This window comes from Flavobacterium macacae (assembly GCF_003865365.1).
Taxonomy (GTDB): Bacteria; Bacteroidota; Bacteroidia; order Flavobacteriales; family Flavobacteriaceae; genus Flavobacterium; species Flavobacterium macacae.
This window is the reverse complement of sequence record NZ_RQVR01000005.1, coordinates 146,462-167,510: the sequence shown is the minus strand read 5'-3', so window position 1 is coordinate 167,510 and position 21,049 is coordinate 146,462. Positions and strand designations below refer to the sequence as shown.

Sequence of the window (21,049 nt, the reverse complement as noted above, 5' to 3'; positions counted from 1 at the left end):
ATATCTTTTTCATTTCCGCAATTGATTTTAGAAACAAATGGTTTTGAGTTGATAAGCTTTGATTCGCCAGGATATGATTATTTGTTTTTATGATAAATAAAATTGAGTTTCCAAGGATTCTAAAAGGGTTTAAAATGACTGGAATCAAAGTTGATAAATTGGTGTAAAAGTTATTTTTTTGCAGTTTTTTTGTAAGTAGGGATTTTATAATAGAAAATGTAACGATTTTGATTTAAAAGCTTTAAAAAGAATTTAGGAATGTAATAAAAACCATTTTATGAAAAGATTCGAATACAAAACATTAGAAATTAAACCCACCGGAACTTGGACTTGGAAATTTGATACCGATGAGACTGATAAAATTTTAAACGATATGGGTAAACAGGGATGGGAACTCGTTTCTATGGAAAGTAAAGATTATGGAGGTGGTGGTACTTACAGTTTTTATTACACCTTTAAACGTGAAATATAATTAACACGTTTAGGACTTTTAGAGCTGTTTTTCTGTTCGCTTTTTAACGGAATCTGATGATTCTTTCCTGGCTATCTTTTGCTGTATTGGTTTCTGTGTGTTTTTTAAGCAGCTTAATTGATTACAGATATGATTCTTAAATGGACGCTGTGTCTTTTGTTTTACTAATAAAATTAGGCAAAATGTGGTTAACAGTAATTGGAATACCTTTACCTGCAGGAATAAGATTTTCGTGTTACCAAGTGAGATAATTGTTCAAAAGATAGCCTAAATTTCTTTTTAGCAGATGTTAACTATTAGTTTTATCAGTTGGTGGTAAAGTATCAGAATTTGCTTTTTTAAACTGCTTTTTATGGTTGTACCTTGCCATAAACCCCATTAATAATCCGAAAAAAGTAAAGTGAAATACATATTTCCAGATTTTAAACTCTTCTCCTGTTATGTAATCAAATCCAGCCATCATGCTAGCATAAAATATTCCTGAAATTAGTGTCACTATAATAAAAATTTTATTTTCTGTTTTCATTTTTGTTGTTTTTAGAATAATGTATATACTGATAAATTCAAATGTTATTGATAAAATACGTATCCAAAATACAATATTATTTTATATACGGTGCAAAAATTAGATTCAAAATTATTGAAATAATTCTTGCAAATAGGATTATTAATGACAAATTTCCTTTTTAACTCATGGTTTCTTAATGTATGTAACAATACAAAAGGTGTTTCTAAGGTTTAAGTCGTAATTGATGTTGTAAAGAATTTTTAATGTTACTTGATTCAAGCGATAATTTATTAAAATTATTCTCGGTAAAAATGATTATCTCCATAATTCTTTCATTCAGCTTTGAATTAGACTTAAATTTTTGAAAAAAATCCTGATCGCTATTTGAGTTTGAAATTTTGAAAAGAGAAAAGATTATTTCATCTATTTGTATCAAGTCAAGTTTTTCAAGATTACTTAATAAAGTCTCTGATGAATTTTTAGAAATATCAAAAAGTGAGAAATCAAATTGCGTTTTAAGTTTAGAATTAAGCTCGTTTAATTTTTCAGAATCTGTTTTTTTTCTTTTTTGAAATATCCGCTCAATAAATTCAGATAATGTATTAATCATTAATTCTACTAAAATGGCACTTGATAAATTTCTCATTATTAATTTTAAACGATTTTATTAGATGTAACCTTTCGTGTTTTTGAAACATTTTTTAGGTGGGAATCCTTAATTATAAAGCAGTTTCATTTAGTTTCATTTCTTTTTGCTGTAGAATTCCAAGGTGTTGAATTTTTTTTGTGCTGAATTAATTTCAAATATATACAAAATCGTATTGCAAATTACTTACTGACAAACCCAATTTCGACAACCAATTTCTTTTTTGTATTTTTGACAATCGATAAAAAGATATGACAGAAGAAAAAGTAATATTAGTCAATGAAAAAGATGAGCAAATTGGCTTGATGCCAAAACTTGAAGCTCATGAGAAGGCGCAATTGCACCGGGCGTTTTCAATATTTGTTTTAAATTCAAAAAACGAAGTGATGCTGCAGCAGCGCGCTTCTGAAAAGTACCATTCGCCATTGTTGTGGACTAACACTTGTTGCAGTCACCAGCGCGAAGGCGAAACTAATATTCAAGCCGGAAACCGCAGATTGCAGGAGGAAATGGGCTTTTCAACCGAATTAAAGGAGCTTTTTCATTTTATTTACAAAGCGCCTTTTGATAATGGTTTGACTGAGCACGAACTCGATCACGTGATGATTGGCTATTCTAACGAAGAGCCGATACTGAACAAAGAAGAGGTCGAAAGCTGGAAATGGATGGATATTGACGCCATCAAAGAAGATATGATTGAAAATCCTGAAATCTACACGGTTTGGTTCAAGATTATCTTTGATGAATTTTATCACTATTTAGAAGATCATAAATTATAAGCTGCAACAGGCAGTTTTCAAATTGAAATGAACTCTTGTGCCAAAACCTAAAACCTTGAACCAAAAATGAAAGTTACTGTCAGCAGGAAAGCCCATTTTAACGCCGCGCACCGTCTTCACAGAAAGGATTGGACGGATGAAAAGAACAATGCTGTTTTTGGAAAATGCAACAATGCCAATTTCCACGGACACAATTATGAATTGACCGTGAGTGTATCCGGAGCAATTGATCCCGAAACGGGCTATGTGATTGATATTAAGGATTTGGCAGATTTAATTTTAGAGGAAGTAGAAAAGCCTTTCGATCATAAAAACCTGAATTTAGATGTTCCGGAATTTTTTGACCTGAATCCTACGGCCGAGAATATTGCAGTGGTGATTTGGAATAAAATCCGAAAAAAAATTGATATGGCTTTAGATTTAGAGGTAATTTTATATGAAACGCCACGGAATTTTGTCTCCTACAGAGGAGCTTAGCCTAAAATTATATAAGTTTTTTAATGAATAATAGTAAAGGAAATGCTGAAATTAAGAGTAATTTGTCCTTAAAAATATAAAATGAGTTTACCGCTATATCCCATCGTTTTTGATCCGATCTTGAAAGAGAGAATTTGGGGTGGAACCAAACTGAAAACGATTTTTAATAAAAATATTTCGTCTGATACTACAGGAGAAAGCTGGGAATTATCCACCGTAAAAGGCGATATAAGCATTGTTGCTAACGGAGAATGCAAAGGAAAATCGTTAAACGATTTGATTTCTGAATTTCCGGAAGAAATTTTAGGAGCAAAGATCCACAAGCAATTTGGAACGGAATTTCCGTTGCTTTTTAAGTTTATCGACGCCAAAGAAGATTTGTCCATTCAGGTGCATCCCAATGATGAGTTGGCTAAAAAACGCCACAATTCTTTTGGTAAAACTGAAATGTGGTATATCATGCAGGCTGATGAAGGCGCAAAAATTATTGTAGGTTTTAAAGAAAATTCGAGTAAAGAAGCATACGTAGAAAATCTTGAAAACAAATCACTTCTTGCTATCTTAAAGGAAGTGGAGGTGAAAAGAGGCGATGTTTTTTTCTTAGAAACAGGAACAATCCACGCCATTGGAGCCGGAATTGTCATTGCTGAAATCCAGCAGACCTCTGATATTACTTATCGAGTTTATGATTGGGATAGAGTAGATGCTAAAGGGAAATCTCGTGAGTTGCATATTGAATTGGCGCTTGACGCGATTAATTATACAGCCACAGAAACTGAAAAGCAGTATGCAAAAGAAGAAAACAAAAGCAATCCAGTGGTTGAATCCCCTTATTTTATAACGAATTATCTTCCGTTAAACGGAGAAGTTTCTGTTGAAAAAACAAATGATTCCTTCACGGTTTATATGTGCATGGAAGGGAATTTTGAAGTCGAATCAAACGGAACAAAGTGGCAGTTTAAAAAAGGCGATACCATTTTGATCCCTGCGGCACTTCGTGATTTTAAATTGGATGGAAATGCCGTTCTATTAGAAATATACATTTAATAGCCTCAAATAGAAAGATTATGCTTAATTTTGCAATCGCAAATTAAAATAAAAATAAAAATGGCAAACGTTAAGAATTTAAAAAAAGACATCAACTACGTTTTAGGAGATATTATTGAAGCAGTTTACATTTGGGAAATGTCTACAGCAGGAAAACCAACAGAAGCTTCAGAGGCTTTGATTGACGAAGCAATCGTTACTTTCGACTCTTTGATCGCAAAAGTAAACGCTAAAAACGTTGAGAACAAAAAATCTCACTTCAAACAAATCCATACAGATTTAGAACAGGCTGCAAATCAATTGGTTGCTAAAATCAACGCTTTGTAGTGAAAAAAAGGGCAAAAAAAGTTTGAATTTATTTTGGAAAAACAAAATACAAACTTATATTTGCACCCGTAATGAGTCGCCAGCGTAGCTCAGTTGGCTAGAGCAGCTGATTTGTAATCAGCAGGTCGTGGGTTCGAGTCCCTCCGCCGGCTCAAAAAACCATCTATTTTTTAGATGGTTTTTTAGTTAAAATGACGCATTCATTACAAACATATTGAGTCGCCAGCGTAGCTCAGTTGGCTAGAGCAGCTGATTTGTAATCAGCAGGTCGTGGGTTCGAGTCCCTCCGCCGGCTCAAAATAAACCATCTAACTTTTTGTTAGGTGGTTTTTCTTTTTATATTAGTTTTCGAAATAGAGCGTGTATAAAAAAACCGCTTGAATTTTTTCAAGCGGTTTTTACATTATAGAAAAGATTAGTAACCTGCCTTTTTTCTTTCTTCGATATATTTGGTCAGCATTTGACCGTATTTTGATTTTGCCACCTTTGGAGTCAATGAATTGTTGATCGTGTCAAGGTATTTGATGTTGGCATCATAAACTTCTGCTAAAGCAATATAAGGAGCTATTTCGCTATCTTTATTATTCATTGCAAAATTGATTGAAAACAAATACCTTCTTTTTAAATTGTCAGCATCTTTTTTGTCCACATCTGCCGGAGCTGCTCTGTTGAATTGAATGGCTCTTAGCTTCTCTTCTGTCAGCGCTAATTGAACATCTTTGTATCGAGACATGATTTTTTTGTAATCTTCAAAAAGCTTCTGGTTTTTTGAACCGGTAATCTTTGCATCCGCAAAGAATTTTTCCAAATTAGTGTCAATCGTCATATTTCCTGGTTCCGCAAAAAACATAATATTATTGTCAATGCTGTTTGTTTCGCCTCGGTCTAAAAATAAATAAAGCATTTCTGGAGAATCGATTGTCAAATGACTTTCAAAATTTGAATTACCTTTTATGGCAATGGTGTCAATAGCAACCAAAGCCGTATCGACAATCTTCTGAACATAAAGTGTACCTTGTTTTAATCCTTTGATATTGCCTTTGATGTGCAAGTTTCCTTCGGTGCTTTTTTCTTCGTTACACGAAATTAAGGCTAATGTGGCAAAAGCAAAAAGTATTTTTTTCATAATTTGTTTTGATGTTTTCATTGGATCATCAACGTGACTTTCCTTGTTTTTAATTTTGTGGCAAAATAATAAAAAAATCCCCAATTTAAATTTTAAATCAGGGATTAATATTAATGTTTTTTGGCTATCCTTTTAGCCAAGCTTCTCTTAATTTAGATTTGTTCGCATCTGTTGCTTTCCAGCTGTCCACTTCTTCATACGGAAGCTTTACGGTTCCTTTTAAGATCATTTCTTTGCCGTCACGTTTGATTTTCATTGTGATTGGCTCATCTTCTTGCCAAGAAGCACTACCGATGATCATTTCATAGATATTATCTAAGTTGTATTTTGTACCGTTTATTTCTAAAAGTACATCTGCAGCTTTGGCTTTTAAATTTTTATAGAAGTCAATATTCTCCGCACCCGGAAGTAATATAATTTCTTTGTTTGATTGGTTTACCGTAATATTTGGCATTTCTCCTTTTAAGAAAACATTTCCTGGCGTTTTCGTTTTTGCTTCAGAAACGCCCATTTTTGAAAAATATGCAGCATAAGGAATCGGCGTTGGGCCGGCAACATACGTATCTAAAAATTTTCTAACTTCTGGCGAAGTCAATGAACCGATTTTGTCAAAAAGTTCGCTGTCGTCAAACGCTTTTTTAGTGCCATATTCGTTCGAAAGTTTTTGCATCAAATCAAGAATTCCTCTTTCTCCATTTGAATCTTGACGAATTTGAATGTCCAAGCACATCGCAATTAGAGCTCCTTTTTCATATACATTTAAGTATTGGTCTTTGTATGGTTTTCTTAAAACTTCAGCACTCATTTTTGTAAACGGCATGGTGTCGTCCATTGTTGAGGCATTTGTAATTTTTCCTGCCATTCTTGTAAAAAATTCTTCTTCAGTAATCAGTCCTTGGTTTACTTGAAAAAGATTGGCGAAATATTCTGTCACGCCTTCATACATCCACAGATGTTCAGACATTTTTGGATTGTTGTAGTCAAAATATTGAATCTCTTTTGAATGAATGGTCAATGGCGTTACAATATGAAAAAATTCGTGAGAAACCACATCTTTTAACTGCTCTGCCAATTGATCCTTTGGCATCATTTCGGGCATTACAACTGTCGTTGAAGTAGGATGTTCTAATGCTCCAAAACCTTGTGCATCTTTTCCAGAGTTTACATCTGAAAGATAAATCAGAACGCTGTATTTTTTTGTAGAATTAAAATTTCCTAAGAATTTATTTTGGGCCGTCATCATCGTTTTCATTTCTGGAGTGATGCTTTCGGCTGTAATAATACCATTTGGAGAATAAACTGCAATCAAAATTTCCATTCCATTCACAGAAAAAGTAGTATAATCTGGTTTGGAATACATGATTGGATTTTCAACTAATTCAGAATATCTTGAAACGGTAAAAGTGTCTTTTGAGTCGCTTGCATCGGTGTCGGTCATTGAGGTTGCTCCCCAAAGCGTTGCCGGATGCGTAACATTTAATTGATAAGGAGTTTCTTGAAATTCTTTAAAATAACCTACAAAACCGTGCGTGTTGATCATGAAATTTTTTCCAGCATCAATGTTTGTTCCGGCAGGCGAGAAAATTTTATCTTCGGTTTCGCCCTCTGTATCATAAGTGTCGTTCACCAAATATGTAATCTTAGATAATTTTTTCGCATCTAAAATAGACCATGAATTGTCATCCATTTTTGCGACTACCAGGGCATTACCTTTTTTGTCATACGCTTTCAGGTTTTCAATAAACTTTCCATAATCATCTTCTGAATACGTACCGGGAATAATTTTTGGAATATGGTACGTAATTTTATCCACGGTAATTGACGGAGGAGTAACAGTTACCATGACTTTGTCATTGGTTACAGTGTTCAAGTCAAGATCTACTTGAATTTCATTTTTTGAAGTTGCTTGAACCGCATTTTCAGTTGGTTTACAGCTCCATATCAAAGAAGCAATTGCCAGTGAATAAAATATTTTTTTCATTATTTTTAAGTTTAAGCTATAAGTGTTTTTAAAGCTTTTTTTGTTACATATTTTACGAAACATTTAGCAAATTACATCTTTTTTGTAAAAGTTGCAATCTTTTCAATGAGTTCTGGCATCACCGGAAGCTCTGGATTGTTATAACTTTTCGCATTATCTGAATCTTGTTTTATTTCCTTAAAAACGTGATTCATATTGTCAATTATTACCAACTCCGATTTTGGGCTGGCTTCGTGTAATAATTTGGCATCATTTTCAGGAACTTGAAGGTCTTTTGTGCCGTTAATTATCAAAACCGGAATCTGTAGTTTTTTAATTTCAATTCTTGGATCATATTTAAACCACGAAATCAAATAGGGCTGTACGCTTTCTCTGAACAATGCGCTTAACATCTTATTTTTTAGCACAAAAGTTTGTCCGCTTTTTAAAGTATCTAAATATTTTCGAGTTTCATTTTTTAAAAATGGTGCTTGTTTTGCCACTTGTTCTTCCAGGATTTCATCAATGGGTCTTCCTGCGCCAGCTAATGAAATAAAACCGTCAGCCTTTTCTTTTGAAGCAATCATCCCAATTAAAGAACCTTCACTATGACCCGCAAAAATGATTTTATTGAATTGTTTTTTAGATTTAAAAAAATCAAATATCTGTTTTGCATCAGCAATAGCGTCATCAAAATTTGCATCTTCTTCTGCAACATCTCCTTTTTTTATTTGGGCAATCGCGCGCTTGTCATACGCAAAAACGGCAATGTCTTTTGACGCCAAACCTTCGGCTAAAAATTTAGATGAGTTATGCGTGGCTCCAGGTTGGTTTCCATCTCGGTCTGGAATTCCTGAACCCTGAATTAAAATTACCAGATTGGTTTTTTTTGAGATTTTCTCGGGTTTGTATAAAGTTCCGTTTAACATTGGGTCAACTGAAACTTCTTCTGTCGTGAACTTTTTTTCTTGAGCAAAAACTGCCGTTGAAAAAGAAACTGCAAGAAATAGTATAAATTTTTTCATAAGTAAAAAGTTTAATAATTTATTAAATAGATAAGAGTTTGAGAAAGCACTTCTGCTAAGATAATTCCTGTTGCAAATAATAAAGTGTGATTTGATGTTTTGCAATTTGTTGCAATTTTAAAACCTTTAAAAAGTAAAGTCACAGACCAAACCAATGATCCGATAGAAATTGCCGCAAACACTAAAAGAATTATTAAATCCGCTGTTTCAATGTGAAAAGCTGCTGGGTTTTTTACATCCAAATTACTCATTAGAGAATTGGATAAATCAGCAATAAAGTTGTTGGTATTTGTAAAGGCCAATAGGTAAATTGGCAATCTTGCCACAAGTGAAGGAATCAAAATATCAATAAAACGCGTCTTTTTGTTAATGATTCTTCCGAAGAAAAAAAGAAAAAGTGTGATGGAAAATAAATCAATCCCGTTGTCAATAAGTGATTGGGTTAGTATGACTTCATCATTGGTTTTAAAACTAAATATTCCAATAAATCTTCCGTGGAACATATATCCAAGATAACTGCCTATTAATGTAATTGCAATTCCGAAAAGCAACAATTTGGTTTCAGAAATTTTTTCAAAAGGGTTTAAAAGTAATTTTTTCATGCGCTTTCAGATTTGAGTTTTTTTACTTTTTCAATGATGTCGTCTAATTTATTTCTAACCGTGGGATAACTGTTTCCCATTTGGGTTGCCATCTCTTTTAGGCTGCCGCTGGTCATAAAAAATTGCAGGATAAAATGCTGTTCTTCTTCAGATAACCGAAGGTAAAAAGGAAGCGAGTAGTTTCCAGAAACGGTAGTTTGGCAATTCTCACATTTCAGTTGTGATACAGAAAGGGAATCACTACAACTCGGACAATGAATGGGGAGTTTGGGAATCATAATTGCTTTTATTTAATTCAAAACTAAATAAAATTAATTTAAAAATGAATTTTATTTAGTTTTATTTTGATTTAAGTGCAATTTAATTGAGTTTTATCCATAAAAAAAGCTTCCAGAAGGAAGCTTGTATTTTTAATCGAATTTGTTTTTGATGTAATATTTTCCATCCAAATCATCGTCAAAATCGTCAATTTTAGGTGGTTTTGGTTTTGGTTTTGCAGCCATAGCTTTTTTCTTCCACAGTTCAAATTTATCTGCGGTAAGCTTCTTTTTCATAATTTCGATAACCTCTTTTTCGGCTATTCCTAATTCTTTTTTAATAATCTCAAAAGGATTTCTTTCTTCTAAAGCCAGTGTAATCAGCTTTTCTTTTTCCTCCCAAGTCAATTCAATATTCTTACCTTTTTTCATTACTTGAAAATTAATTCAGATAAATTTTTATGTTTATTAATAGTTAGTCAATATTAAGAAAAAAAATAATCACTTTATCAAGTGTTTAGTTTTTTTTTAAAATTAATTTTTTGGGGATCGATGTTTTTGAAAAGGAATCTGAATTAGGTTTGGTAATTTGTTGTTTTCGGAAGGTTTCATGTGGGTGTCAACTCCATAAATGATTTTGTCTTTTTTAAGAATCGTGAATGTTCTGAAAAGGCGGTCCCATATTGAAAAAATATTGCCATAATTGGAATTGGTATACGGCAGCCTATAATGGTGGTGGACTTTGTGCATGTTTGGCGAGACAATAAAGTAGCTGATAAAAGTGTCTAGTTTTTCAGGTAAAGAAATATTAGCGTGATTGAATTGCGAGAAAACTACAGACATCGATTGGTATAAAAAAACGAGCCACATCGGCGAGCCAGAAATTAAAACCGCAAAAACGGTAAAAGCAAAACGAATGATACTTTCACCAGGATGGTGACGGTTCGCAGATGTCGTGTCAATCCAAGTATCGGTGTGGTGGATTAAATGGAAGCGCCACATCCACTTGATTTTATGCTGTACCAAATGTGCCAGATAAGCGCCGATTAAGTCTAAAAGGAGCAAACCGATTAAGGCAAATAGCCAAAGCGGTAATTCAGGAAGCCATTGCAAAATACCAAACTTTTTTTCAACAGCAAAATCGGCTGAAAGCAATAATAAAAACGCTAAAACAAAATTGACAATGATGGTGGTCAGCGTAAAAAAAATGTTGATTCCGGCGTGGTTCCATTTTTTATATTCAAATTTAAACAAAGGAAAAACGTTTTCTATCATCCAGAAAATGGCAATACCGCCCACAAGAATAAGGGCGCGGTGTGAAGAGGGAATTGTGGAAAAATAATCAATTATTTCATTCATATTCCTTTGTTTAAAGTGATTTATGTGGCAAACATCACAGTAAATGTGGTGCCCACACTGGCTTCGCTGCTTACGGATATTTTTCCTTTCATGCTTTCAATCTGGGTTTTGGTCATAAAAAGGCCAATTCCTTTTGCATCTGGGTGATTGTGGAAAATTTGGTGCATTCCAAAAATTTTATGCCCATTTTTTTCTAAATCAATTCCCAAACCATTATCTGCTACATGAAGAAAAATGTGGTTGTTTTTCTTTTCTGTTTGAATCGTAATCTCTGGAATTCTAACTAAATCTCTATATTTGAGCGCATTGCTTATCAAGTTATGAAAAATACTTTCTAAATAGATTTTAGAATATTCAATTTCTCCAACTGCTGAAAAATCAGCTTTAATCACCGCTTTTGATTTTAGAATTTCTCCTTGAAGCGATTCCAAAGTCTTGGAATAAATTTTCTGAAAAGTTAATACTTCTTTGTCAATTAATTTATTTTTTTTGATGTGAAGTACTTCCATCAATTGATTTAGGGACTCATTTAGGTTTTGGGCTACCTTTTTCAGCATATCAAAAATCATCTTATATTCATCAACTGTGCTGTTTTCTTCAATGGTGGCAATTAAAGCAGTAATGTTCGAGGCTGGCGAACGAAGGTTGTGTGAAGTGATGTTTGCAAAATCATTCAATTGCTGATTTTGAACTATCAGCTCATCCATTAAATTTTCTTGGATTGTTTTTTCAATAAGAAGTTGTTTTGCATTTTGTCTGATTTTTACATACGCAAAAACGACCACAATAAAAGCAATGATTACAAAAAGTGCAAAATTGGTGTTTCTTGCTTTTACGTTTTCTTCCGTTTGTGTCAAGTTTTCTGATAAAATCCGAACGGCTTCATTTTGATAATTCGTGATTGAATTTCGGATAGAATCCATTACTTCTTTGCCGCGACCTTCTTTTATGATTGAGATCGCTTCTTCAATTCCCTCTTCTCCACGCGTTTTTATTACTTGTGCACTGATGATTTTTCTAGATTCGATTAACTGTTTAATTGTGTCCAGTTTTTGTAATTGAAGCGCATTAGTTTCGTTCATGGATTGAAGCGAATCGATCCAAACATCTAGGCTTTTGTTTCCTTTTTTATAAACTTGTAAATAGCTCGTGTCGCCAGTAATGGTATAGCCTCGGGTTCCGGTTTCAATATCAATTGTACTTGAGAGAATTTTCTCTAAAACTGCATTAATATTACTTGTTCGATAGACAATCAATCGGTTTTCGCGAACCGATTCTGCTCTGTTATAAGTAGAGTAGGCAAGCACTATAAATGCAATCATAAACACAGCAAAAGTCAAGTCAATGCTGGTCTTCAGGGAAATTCTTTTCATTTTTGGGTATTTGTGGTATTTGTTTTCAAAGTGTTTTTGGACCACTAAGAAATCACTGCAAAATAATGCAATTATTTATTAGCTACGAAAAAAATAAAACAAAGGTTTTAAATATAAAGACTTGCCCAATAAATGAGAACAAATTGCAGAGGAATTCTTAACCAAAGTAACCCTTTTGGAAGTCCAAATCCTGCTTTTTTGTCTTGCAACATATAAATGTGAACGGTAAAAAAGGCAACCAAAAGGAGTATAATTCCCCAAGCTCCAATTATTGAAAAAGCTGGAATCATCAATGCTACTCCGAAGACAATTTCAGCAAAACCGCTCACAATATTTAGCAATTTTGCATGAGCAAGATATGGCGGAATTATTCTTTCGTATATTTTTGGCTTTCTAAAGTGATTCAAACCAGCCAATATATAGATAGAAGCCATTAAATAAAGATGCCAAGGAAAGTCCATAAGAATTGTTTCTTACGAATATACGCAAAATTAAAATTTAAGAAGAATAAGAAATTTATTTCAAGTTACTGAACGGAAACTTCTTTCTTTTTGAAATTTAAATTCATGATTACAATAGCCAAAATAATCAGCAAAATCCCAATCCATTGAATGAAAAGAACTTGTTCCTGCAATAAAAAGTAAGCCATTAGTACGGAAACAGGAAGTTCTAAAGAGGATACAATACTTCCCAAGCCAATTCCGGTTAACGGAAAACCAGCATTTAAAAGCATCGGTGGAATGATAGTTCCAAAAAGCGAAAGTATGATTCCCCATTTTAAGAAAATCCCAAAATCAAAATCTTTTGCGGTAGAAAAAACACCTAAAGCATCCGCCATCATTGGAGATTGGTTTGGAATAATTTGCGTAAGTAAAGTGAAAATTAAAACCATAATTCCACCTCCCAAAAGCATATATAGACTTCTTTGCGCAGAAGAAATTTCTGTTGCAACGCGGTTTGCCGTAAACATTGTTGTTGTAAAAGATACTGCAGCTAACATTCCGAAGAACAAACCGAGTGGATTTAATTTTATGTCTGAATTAATTAAATTGGTTGCAAAAGCGGTTCCGATTAAGACAATAATTACAGAGATAATTTTTACTGTAGAAGGCACTTTTTTCTCTAAAAACCATTCTAGTAGAACGCCTATCCACACGGTTTGCATCAATAAAACAATGGCAATTGAAACGGGAATATCGAATTTTACAGCCAAATAATAAAAAATACTTGTCAGTCCAGTGGAAGTTCCTGCAAGCATTAATTGTTTGATGTTTTTTTTGCTGGCTTTTAAAGCTGAATTGTTGTTTCTATTTCTTTGAAAAGCATTGATAATTAAGATACCGATGATTCCAAAAACAAATTGAGAAGAAGTGACTTCGGCGGTCGTATAACCTTCACCATAAGCCATTTTTACAAAAGTGGCTAACATACCATAACTGGTAGCACCTAAACCCACTAAAAAAACTCCCTTCAATACGTTATTATTTGTCATTTCTTAAATTTAAAAAGCCGACAAAGATAAGGATTGAAAGTTGTAATTATGTGCTTTTGATTGCAAATCTGTTAAATCAAAGGTTAAAATAGGAATAAAATTTATTCTTATAAAAGAGTCTATCCATAATTTGTTGTAAATCAGAGATTATTGAAAGCGATTTGAATTATTTGTTGAGGGATTTCATCGAAGGCGCTTATTTCAGTAGGTTTTGTTAAGAATGCTTTAGCACCTAAATCAATACATTTAGCTTTGTAAATTTCGCTACTTGCGGTAGAATAAGCAAAAGTGGTAATTTGATTTAGATCAGGATCATTACAAATTTCTTTTAAAACTTCCAATCCATTAATTATAGGCATATTTAAATCTGTCAAAATTAAATCCGGCTTTGAATTCGTATCGTTTTTTAAATAATCCAATAACTCTTTGCCGTTTTTCACAATTTGAACCTTAGAAAAAAGAGGATGTTTTTGAAAACTTTCACAAATCGCTTCACTGTCGTCAAAATCATCTTCTGCAATTAAGATATGTAGGTTTCTTAGTTTTATCATTATTGGGGAAATAGTGGTAAATAAAGTTCAAAGATACTGCCATCAGGCGAACTTTTTACATCTATTTTTCCAGAATGATTGTCCATTATTTTTTTACAGATCGCCAACCCAATTCCGTTTCCAGAATATTCATTTTTCATGTGAAGGCGTTGAAAAATGGTAAATATTTTTCCCAAATGATCAGAATTCATCCCAATTCCATTATCAGAAAAACTTATTTTAGAATATACTTTTTCAGGCATTTGAATCGATTCCCCATCCACTTGATCACAATAAATGATGATTTCAGGCTGCTGATTTTCTTTATTGTATTTAATTGCGTTCGAAATTAAATTAGAAAATAATTGCCTCATTTGAACTTTTGAACCTTTAATAAAGGGAAAGTTATCAAACTTAATGGAAGCATTATTTTCTTTGATGATCAATTCTAAATCTTCAAGAACTTCCTTAAAAACGTCATTCAAATCCACATTTGCCCGATCCTCTTTTACAGCGCTAAAGGCATATTTTACCAAATCATCCACAAGTGAATTTAACCTGTTTGCAGACGAGCTAATCACATTCATATTGGCAACTTCTTTTTCAGACAAGAGATTTGATTTATTTTCGTTCAACATAGAAGTATATGTCAAAATTTTTCGCAAAGGCTCTTTTAAATCGTGCGAGATCACGTGAATAAATTGCTCTAAATTAACATTAGACAAGTGTAACTCATTGACTTTCTGTTCTAATTGTTTTTGATTTAAAGTCAAGATTTTTTCTTGCTTTTTCTTTTCGGTTAAATCAGTTACAACAATACCAAGTGCAGAAACCATTGGATGAAGATCACTTAATGAAACATAAACTGGTACGATTTTATCTTCAAATTTTAACGTAAGCTCCCCTTTGCTATTGCCTTCTTTTATAGCCTCTTTAAGCTCATAATATTTAGAAGGAAATGCTACATAATCTTCAAAAAAGGTTCCGATGATTTTAGTAGGTTTTAACCCTATAAGTTTTGAAAAGTAATCATTGCAATATAAAATCATTCCGTTATCAGCGATGCTTAACGCGCCTTCGCCAAATTTTTCAATAAGAATTCGATAGGTGTAATCGGCGCTTTCAAGCGAATAGACCTGTGCTTTTCCTTCTTTATGAACTACCAAAGCATCAATTTCCCCTTGTTTAATGGAATCAATGATGCTATTGGCTTCAAAAAGTTGGCTTTTCAGTTCTTCAATTTCTGAAAGTAAATGGTCCGTATTTTTTTGTGTTTCTTTCAAAGTTAGGCTAGGTCTAAAATTTTTAAAACTTTATCAGTATCAGATAAGTCACCTAAAATGGTACGCTTCGGATTTGGATTTGTTTTTATCAAAGTAGGAACTCCAACGATTTGATAATTAACAGCCTGAATTTCTTCGTTCGTAATGTCCACAATTTGCAGATCGAAATTATCAGGAAGATGCTCGTCGCAAATTTCCCGAAGATTTTCGATGGCTCTGCTCGATTTTGTTGACATTCCAGAAATAAATAGAATGAAATTATATCGTCCAGATTCGTCTGTATTATTTTGGAAATTTTCCACTTTGTTATTTTAGGGGTTTGATGTTTAAGCCAACAAGAACACGTTCTTCATTAGATAAGTCGCCAATAATTTTTCGAATTGGTTCTGGAAATTTTCTCACTAAAGTGGGAACGGCTAATATCTGATCGCCTTCCGCCAATTGTGGATTGATTAAAAGGTCGATGATTTCAATAGAATATTTGCCTGCCAGATGTTCTTCTGCATATTTTTTTATGTTCTCTAATGCTTTTTCAGACTTTGGAGTTCTTCCAGCGATGTATAATAATAGTTGCCATTCGGCGGGTTGCTTTGTCATTTTTTCTTTCCTTTCGTAATTTTTGATGCAGTGGCTTCCAAACCTTCATTTGCTTTTAATATGCTCAATTCTTCAACTGCAGATTCAAAATCATTTTTTAACGCTTCAATATTAGCTTCCAGAATTTTACGTTTTCTTAAGATCTCTCTGTCTTTACGATTCAATTCGTCTTGAAGTTTTAGTTTTGAAACTTTTTTATTCAATTCGTGAGATTTTCTCGCTGCACCTGTCAAAATTCCATTTGGACCTAATTCGATATCTAAAAGCTGGATTCCGCTATCTCTTATGATAAATTCTCTAACTTGATTAGAATGACCCATTCCGCGAGATTTTATGATAAAAAGGCCTCTGTTTCGTTCGCCAATTCCTTCCATATCTCTTACGGTAATCCAAGTATCAACTAAAGAGGAGACAGAATCTTCTGCAAGATCGGGTCTGAAATCTTCATTTTGTTGATTTAAAGAAGTGAAAAACGTGGTAATATTATTGATTTTCAACATATCGATTAAGCGTACAAGCATAGAACGCACTTCGTGTACACTTCCCACATTCATCAAATTGCTGATGGGATCAATAATAACGGTTGTTGGTTTGAAATCTCGAATCATTTTTCGAAGCTTCAAAAGGTGTAATTCAAGTCCGTTCAACGAAGGTCTTGATGAATGAATTTCAAGATAGCCGTTTTTAATGTGGTGTTCTAAATCAATTCCGATAGATCGCATATTTCGAACCAATTGTTGCGGTGATTCCTCAAAAGCAAAGTAAACCGTTTTTTCTTTTTTTCTGCACTGTTCATCAGCAAAATAGGCTGCGATTGTTGTTTTTGCGGTTCCAGCAGTTCCAGAAACCAAGATATTGCTTCCGCGGTAAAAACCTCCTTTGTCAAATAAATCATCCAATCCAGGAACTCCCGTTGAAACAATATCGGATGAAACCGGATTGTCTAACTTCAAGGAAGTAATCGGCAAAACCGAAATTCCGTCCTCGTCAATTAAAAAAGGATATTCATTCGTTCCGTGTGTGGAACCTCTGTATTTTATAATTCGCAAACGTCTTGTAGAAACCTGTTCAATAACTCTATGATCCAGCATAATAACACAGTCAGAAACGTATTCTTCAAGACTTTGTCTCGTCAAAGTTCCGTTGCCACGTTCACCAGTAATCACGGCTGTAACCCCTTTTTCTTTTAGCCAATGAAACAATCTTCTCAATTCAGCTCGTAAAATGGCTTGATTGTCTAATCCTGCAAACAATGATTCAAGGGTGTCTAAGACTACGCGCTTTGCTTTTACGGTATCAATTGCATAACCTAACCTTACAAACAAACCATCCAGATCATATTCACCAGCTTCTTCAATTTCTGAACGTTCCACGCGCACGTGATCCACAACCAGTTTTTTATCCGCTTTTAATTTTTCAAGATCAAAACCCATTGATTTTACATTTAAAGATAAATCTTTTGAGGGTTCTTCAAACGACATAAATACGCCTGGTTCGTTATATTCTGTAATTCCTTTGATAAGAAATTGCATTGACAATAAGGTTTTTCCGCAACCAGCACCTCCACAGATTAAAGTGGGTCTTCCTTGGGGAAAACCGCCTTCTGTGATTTCATCCAAACCTTCAACTCCTGTTAAAGTCTTTGGGAAGGTAAACTTATTAGTCTCTAAATTTGATTTATTAGATTTCTGCACTTTTAAATATTTATAAGAATGTGGTATCTCAAATCTAACATTTTTATTTCGAGCTTTAAAAGTTGTTTAGGAAATTTTAGGAAATAAATCTATTGAGCATGTTAATTAGTTCAAGCAAAAAACAGTAACTTTCCTCTTTCAAATTTTAAATTAAAATGATAGGATTTTTAGCAGGAGGTGGTGAAATGGGGGAGCGAATTCGAACTTTTGATTGGTCGAAAACGTCAGTTGGTTCAATCGAAAATTGGTCGCAAAGTCTTAAAACGACCTTAAGTATTATTATCAATTCAAATTTTCCGATGTTTTTGTGGTGGGGAGATGATTTGACTCAATTTTACAACGATGCTTATCGAAAAATATTAGGGGCTGACGGAAGACACCCGGGAGCATTGGCTCAAAGAGCAGAAGAATGCTGGCCAGAAGTTTGGAATTCCATCAGTCCATTAATTAACAAAGTTATTGAAAAAGGGGAGTCGGTTTATCTTGAAGATTTTATGCTTCCTTTATTTAGAGATGGCAAATTAAGTAATGCTTATTGGACCTTTAGTTACAGCCCGGTTAAAGATGAAGCCGGTAAAATTGTGGGCGTGATGGTTATTTGTACTGAAAACACAAAGAAGGTCCATGACTACGAAAAATTGAAAGAAAGCGAAGATCTTTTGAGTTTCGCAATTGAAGCCGCAGAATTGGCCACTTTTGATTTGAATCCGATTACGAATAGATTTACAGGAAATGGCCGATTAAAAGATTGGTTTGGACTCTCAATGGAGGGAGAAATTGACCTTTCAAAAGCGTTTCTTGCAATAGCAGAAAACGATAGACAAGCAACCGCCGAAGCTATTGAGAAAGCCATTCAGTATCCGGGAGAAAAATATGAGACGGAATATAAGATTGTAAATCTTTTGACAAAAAGAGAGCGGTTTATCGTTGCAAAAGGAAAGGCTTGGTTTAATGAAGATAAAGTAGCGTATCGCTTTAATGGAACTTTACAGGATATTACTGAAAAAGTTGAAATTCGAAAAGCTGAATTTGAAAAAGAAAATTATTTCAGAAAATTGACAGATGCGGTTCCGTCCATTATTTGGATTACAAGAGCCGATGGTTATTGTACTTTTTTAAATAAAAACTGGTATGATTTCACGGGGCAAACACAAGAAGAAGCAGAAGGATTTGGTTGGTTAAATGCAACGCATCCTGATGATATAGAAAGTGCTGGAAAAGCATTTATAGAAGCAAACAACAATCAAGAATATTTTAACGCGGCGTATCGACTTCGACAAAAAGACGGAAATTACCGGTGGGTGATTGATAGGGCAATGCCGAAATTCAATGATAATGGTGAATATGAAGGTTTTGTAGGAACTGTTGTTGATATTCACGAGCAAAAACTCGCAGAGCAAAAATTAGAAGAAAGCGAAAGTAACCTTCGAAATACTATTTCAAAGGCGCCTGTTGCCATGTGTATTTTTAAAGGGGGAAATCATACCGTGGAAATTGCAAATGACAAAATGCTTGAGCTTTGGGGAAAAACAGCAGAACAAGTTTTGGGAAAACCTATTTTTGAAGGATTGCCAGAGATAAAGGGGCAAGGTTTTGAGGTGTTTTTAGATAGTGTTTTTCAAACCGGAGAAACGGTAAATGAGTTTGAAGTGCCTGTAACTTTGCCACGAAATAGCGAAATTGAACTTGCCTATGTTGATTTTGTTTATGAAGCTTATAAAGAAATAAACGGAACCATTTCTGGAGTTATCGCTGTTGCAACCGAAGTAACCCAACAAGTTTTAGCGAGAAAAAAAATTGAAGAGGCAGAAGAAAAAGCACGACTTGCCATCGAATCTGCTGATTTAGGTTCCTATGAAGTTGATTTTTCGACCAATTTAATTACTAAATCAGAACGTTTTGATGCAATTTGGGGTGGAAATAGTATTTACAGAAGCGAACTTGCGACGTACATTCATCCAGAAGATATGGAAATTCGAAATAGTGCGCATCAAAAATCACTGGAAACGGGAAGTTTAGAATATGAAGCGCGACTTTTAAGAAGTGATAAATCAATAAAATGGATTCGTGCCAAAGGCAAAGTTATTTTTGATAACAATAAGGTTCCGATAACCTTAATTGGTGTGATTCAGGATATTACAGAACAAAAACTATTTGCAGAGCAATTGGCAAGATTAGTTAAAGAGCGAACATTAGAACTGTATCGCTCCAACGAAGATTTGTTGCAATTCGCGCACGTGGCTAGCCATGATTTAAAAGAACCTGTTCGAAAAATAAAGATTTTCAGCAGTATGTTGCAAAGTGATTATGGGGATTTATTGCCAGAACGGGGAATGAAATACTTAAATAAAGTTCACAACGCCACCGACCGAATGTTTTCAATGATTGAGGGTGTTTTAGCGTATTCAGAATTTACATCTGCCGAGCAAAAAATTGAAAAAATTGATTTAAATAAAATAATCGAAAATATTGAGTCTGATTTAGAACTTTTAATTCAGCAAAAACAAGCTAAAATAATAAAAGAAAAGCTTCCTGAAATTGATGGTGCTGATGTATTGATTCACCAGTTGTTTTATAATTTAATAAATAATGCACTGAAATTTTCAAAGAAAGAGGTTCCTACAATTATTGAAATTAATTCTTCTTTAGAAGTTACTGAAGAAGGAGAAAAATATGTCAAAATAACGGTTGCTGATAATGGTATTGGGATTGATCCAAGTTTTTCAGAGAAAATTTTTGATGTGTTTTCAAGATTGAATGCAAAAGATGATTATGAAGGAACCGGTTTAGGATTAGCACTTTGTAAAAAAATTGTAGAGAGACATCACGGTACAATTTCTGCAACAGGAAAAAGGGAAGAAAATACTATATTCACAATTCTTCTTCCGCAGAATCAGGAACGAGAAGTTTGGTGAAAAAAAAGCCACTTGTGGTAGAAGTGGCTTTCAGGTTTAATTTAGATTAGGAAACTATTTGAATTTATAAATTTTATTTTCTTTTTATTTACGATTTTTTTTAATTTGAGGTTTTGTTAATATTGCAATTATGTAAAATAAATGTTATGCAGTATAATTTTTATTGACTTCGTAATAGATACATTTACATTATGAGTATCGTCCATATGAACACGAAAATTATACAAATAAACGACCGTCATTTTACATTAATTTATCTTAATGAAAGCAATGATTTAAATAGTTTGAAGAACGAATTGGACATTGTCAGCGTTCGCTATTTTCCAAAACCTGATGAAACTGCAAAAGACTGCAAACAACTTTTTAAAGAATCTACTCCAGAGATTCTTAATGCGGTAAAAAATGTGGTAGAAAACAATCAAAATTTCTTTCAGAATTTTGAAATTGGAATGAAATTTATTGCAAATAGAAGCCATTACAGAGATAAGGCTTTGATAGATTATACTTTTTATCTCGATACCAAATTAAAAACGAGGCGAAATTAGAATCGCAAATCGAAAAATTTTTTCATAAAAAAACC

The 21,049-nt window shown here is 33.5% G+C and carries 24 protein-coding genes and 2 tRNA genes; 9 read left to right on the top strand and 17 right to left on the bottom strand.

Annotated features, from left to right (window positions below):
• Positions 1-277: 277 nt before the first annotated feature.
• Complete coding sequence (locus tag EG849_RS06355; RefSeq protein ID WP_125012241.1) at positions 278-472, top strand: DUF4177 domain-containing protein; 195 nt, start codon at positions 278-280, stop codon at positions 470-472.
• A 289-nt stretch (positions 473-761) separates the two neighbouring features.
• Here the strand turns inward: EG849_RS06355 and EG849_RS06350 are convergent, their stop codons facing one another.
• A complete protein-coding gene (locus tag EG849_RS06350) occupies positions 762-998 on the bottom strand; it encodes a hypothetical protein (RefSeq protein ID WP_125012240.1) in 237 nt (78 codons plus the stop codon).
• A gap of 205 nt (positions 999-1,203) precedes the next feature.
• Positions 1,204-1,626 carry a hypothetical protein gene (locus tag EG849_RS06345; protein ID WP_125012239.1) on the bottom strand — a complete coding sequence of 141 codons (423 nt, stop codon included), beginning with the start codon at positions 1,624-1,626 and terminating at the stop codon, positions 1,204-1,206.
• A gap of 251 nt (positions 1,627-1,877) precedes the next feature.
• On the opposite strand from EG849_RS06345, the gene idi reads away from it, so the two are divergent.
• The 6 genes from idi to EG849_RS06315 all read left to right on the top strand — a co-directional run bounded on the left by idi (position 1,878) and on the right by EG849_RS06315 (position 4,551).
• Positions 1,878-2,405 (top strand): isopentenyl-diphosphate Delta-isomerase, encoded by a 528-nt coding sequence (gene idi / locus EG849_RS06340; protein ID WP_125012238.1) that lies wholly within the window; start codon positions 1,878-1,880, stop codon positions 2,403-2,405.
• Positions 2,406-2,471: 66 nt separating this feature from the next.
• Entirely contained in the window at positions 2,472-2,882 is a 411-nt protein-coding gene (locus EG849_RS06335) for a 6-carboxytetrahydropterin synthase (RefSeq protein WP_125012237.1), read from the top strand.
• An 81-nt stretch (positions 2,883-2,963) separates the two neighbouring features.
• Positions 2,964-3,929: a type I phosphomannose isomerase catalytic subunit gene (locus tag EG849_RS06330; protein WP_125012236.1), complete on the top strand. Its 966-nt coding sequence runs from the start codon at positions 2,964-2,966 to the stop codon at positions 3,927-3,929.
• 60 nt (positions 3,930-3,989) lie between these two features.
• Positions 3,990-4,256, top strand: a complete 267-nt coding sequence (locus EG849_RS06325) for a hypothetical protein (protein WP_125012235.1) — start codon at positions 3,990-3,992, stop codon at positions 4,254-4,256.
• Positions 4,257-4,334: 78 nt separating this feature from the next.
• Positions 4,335-4,408 (top strand) — tRNA-Thr (locus tag EG849_RS06320).
• A gap of 69 nt (positions 4,409-4,477) precedes the next feature.
• Positions 4,478-4,551, top strand: a tRNA-Thr gene (locus tag EG849_RS06315).
• Positions 4,552-4,671: 120 nt separating this feature from the next.
• Here the strand turns inward: EG849_RS06315 and EG849_RS06310 are convergent.
• The 15 genes from EG849_RS06310 to kaiC form a co-directional block, all read right to left on the bottom strand.
• Entirely contained in the window at positions 4,672-5,382 is a 711-nt protein-coding gene (locus EG849_RS06310; protein ID WP_125012234.1) for a DUF4369 domain-containing protein, read from the bottom strand.
• 124 nt (positions 5,383-5,506) lie between these two features.
• Positions 5,507-7,363 (bottom strand): M61 family metallopeptidase, encoded by a 1,857-nt coding sequence (locus EG849_RS06305; RefSeq protein WP_125012233.1) that lies wholly within the window; start codon positions 7,361-7,363, stop codon positions 5,507-5,509.
• A gap of 71 nt (positions 7,364-7,434) precedes the next feature.
• Positions 7,435-8,367 (bottom strand): alpha/beta hydrolase family protein, encoded by a 933-nt coding sequence (locus tag EG849_RS06300; RefSeq protein ID WP_125012232.1) that lies wholly within the window; start codon positions 8,365-8,367, stop codon positions 7,435-7,437.
• 11 nt (positions 8,368-8,378) lie between these two features.
• A complete protein-coding gene (locus tag EG849_RS06295) occupies positions 8,379-8,969 on the bottom strand; it encodes a hypothetical protein (RefSeq protein WP_125012231.1) in 591 nt (196 codons plus the stop codon).
• Positions 8,966-9,247, bottom strand: coding sequence for a DUF2089 family protein (locus EG849_RS06290; RefSeq protein WP_125012230.1), 282 nt, complete (start codon positions 9,245-9,247; stop codon positions 8,966-8,968). The genes EG849_RS06295 and EG849_RS06290 overlap by 4 nt, the downstream gene beginning before the upstream one ends.
• 132 nt (positions 9,248-9,379) lie before the next feature.
• Positions 9,380-9,658: a DUF2805 domain-containing protein gene (locus EG849_RS06285; protein ID WP_125012229.1), complete on the bottom strand. Its 279-nt coding sequence runs from the start codon at positions 9,656-9,658 to the stop codon at positions 9,380-9,382.
• Between the two features lie 102 nt (positions 9,659-9,760).
• Positions 9,761-10,585 carry a sterol desaturase family protein gene (locus EG849_RS06280; protein WP_125012228.1) on the bottom strand — a complete coding sequence of 275 codons (825 nt, stop codon included), beginning with the start codon at positions 10,583-10,585 and terminating at the stop codon, positions 9,761-9,763.
• Between the two features lie 20 nt (positions 10,586-10,605).
• Positions 10,606-11,958 (bottom strand): sensor histidine kinase, encoded by a 1,353-nt coding sequence (locus EG849_RS06275; protein ID WP_125012227.1) that lies wholly within the window; start codon positions 11,956-11,958, stop codon positions 10,606-10,608.
• 107 nt (positions 11,959-12,065) lie between these two features.
• Positions 12,066-12,419 (bottom strand): DoxX family protein, encoded by a 354-nt coding sequence (locus tag EG849_RS06270; RefSeq protein WP_125012226.1) that lies wholly within the window; start codon positions 12,417-12,419, stop codon positions 12,066-12,068.
• A 65-nt stretch (positions 12,420-12,484) separates the two neighbouring features.
• Complete coding sequence (locus EG849_RS06265) at positions 12,485-13,450, bottom strand: DMT family transporter (RefSeq protein ID WP_125012225.1); 966 nt, start codon at positions 13,448-13,450, stop codon at positions 12,485-12,487.
• A 140-nt stretch (positions 13,451-13,590) separates the two neighbouring features.
• Positions 13,591-14,001 (bottom strand): response regulator, encoded by a 411-nt coding sequence (locus EG849_RS06260; protein WP_125012224.1) that lies wholly within the window; start codon positions 13,999-14,001, stop codon positions 13,591-13,593.
• Positions 14,001-15,263 carry a sensor histidine kinase gene (locus tag EG849_RS06255; protein WP_125012223.1) on the bottom strand — a complete coding sequence of 421 codons (1,263 nt, stop codon included), beginning with the start codon at positions 15,261-15,263 and terminating at the stop codon, positions 14,001-14,003. Before EG849_RS06255 ends, EG849_RS06260 begins: the two co-directional genes overlap by 1 nt.
• A gap of 2 nt (positions 15,264-15,265) precedes the next feature.
• Positions 15,266-15,565 carry a circadian clock KaiB family protein gene (locus EG849_RS06250; RefSeq protein WP_125012222.1) on the bottom strand — a complete coding sequence of 100 codons (300 nt, stop codon included), beginning with the start codon at positions 15,563-15,565 and terminating at the stop codon, positions 15,266-15,268.
• Between the two features lie 4 nt (positions 15,566-15,569).
• Complete coding sequence (locus EG849_RS06245) at positions 15,570-15,860, bottom strand: circadian clock KaiB family protein (protein ID WP_125012221.1); 291 nt, start codon at positions 15,858-15,860, stop codon at positions 15,570-15,572.
• Entirely contained in the window at positions 15,857-17,554 is a 1,698-nt protein-coding gene (gene kaiC / locus EG849_RS06240; protein ID WP_125012220.1) for a circadian clock protein KaiC, read from the bottom strand. The genes EG849_RS06245 and kaiC overlap by 4 nt, the downstream gene beginning before the upstream one ends.
• Before the next feature lie 155 nt (positions 17,555-17,709).
• On the opposite strand from kaiC, the gene EG849_RS06235 reads away from it, so the two are divergent.
• Positions 17,710-20,469 carry a PAS domain-containing sensor histidine kinase gene (locus tag EG849_RS06235; RefSeq protein WP_125012219.1) on the top strand — a complete coding sequence of 920 codons (2,760 nt, stop codon included), beginning with the start codon at positions 17,710-17,712 and terminating at the stop codon, positions 20,467-20,469.
• Positions 20,470-20,660: 191 nt separating this feature from the next.
• Positions 20,661-21,014, top strand: coding sequence for a hypothetical protein (locus EG849_RS06230; RefSeq protein WP_125012218.1), 354 nt, complete (start codon positions 20,661-20,663; stop codon positions 21,012-21,014).
• Positions 21,015-21,049: the final 35 nt, after the last annotated feature.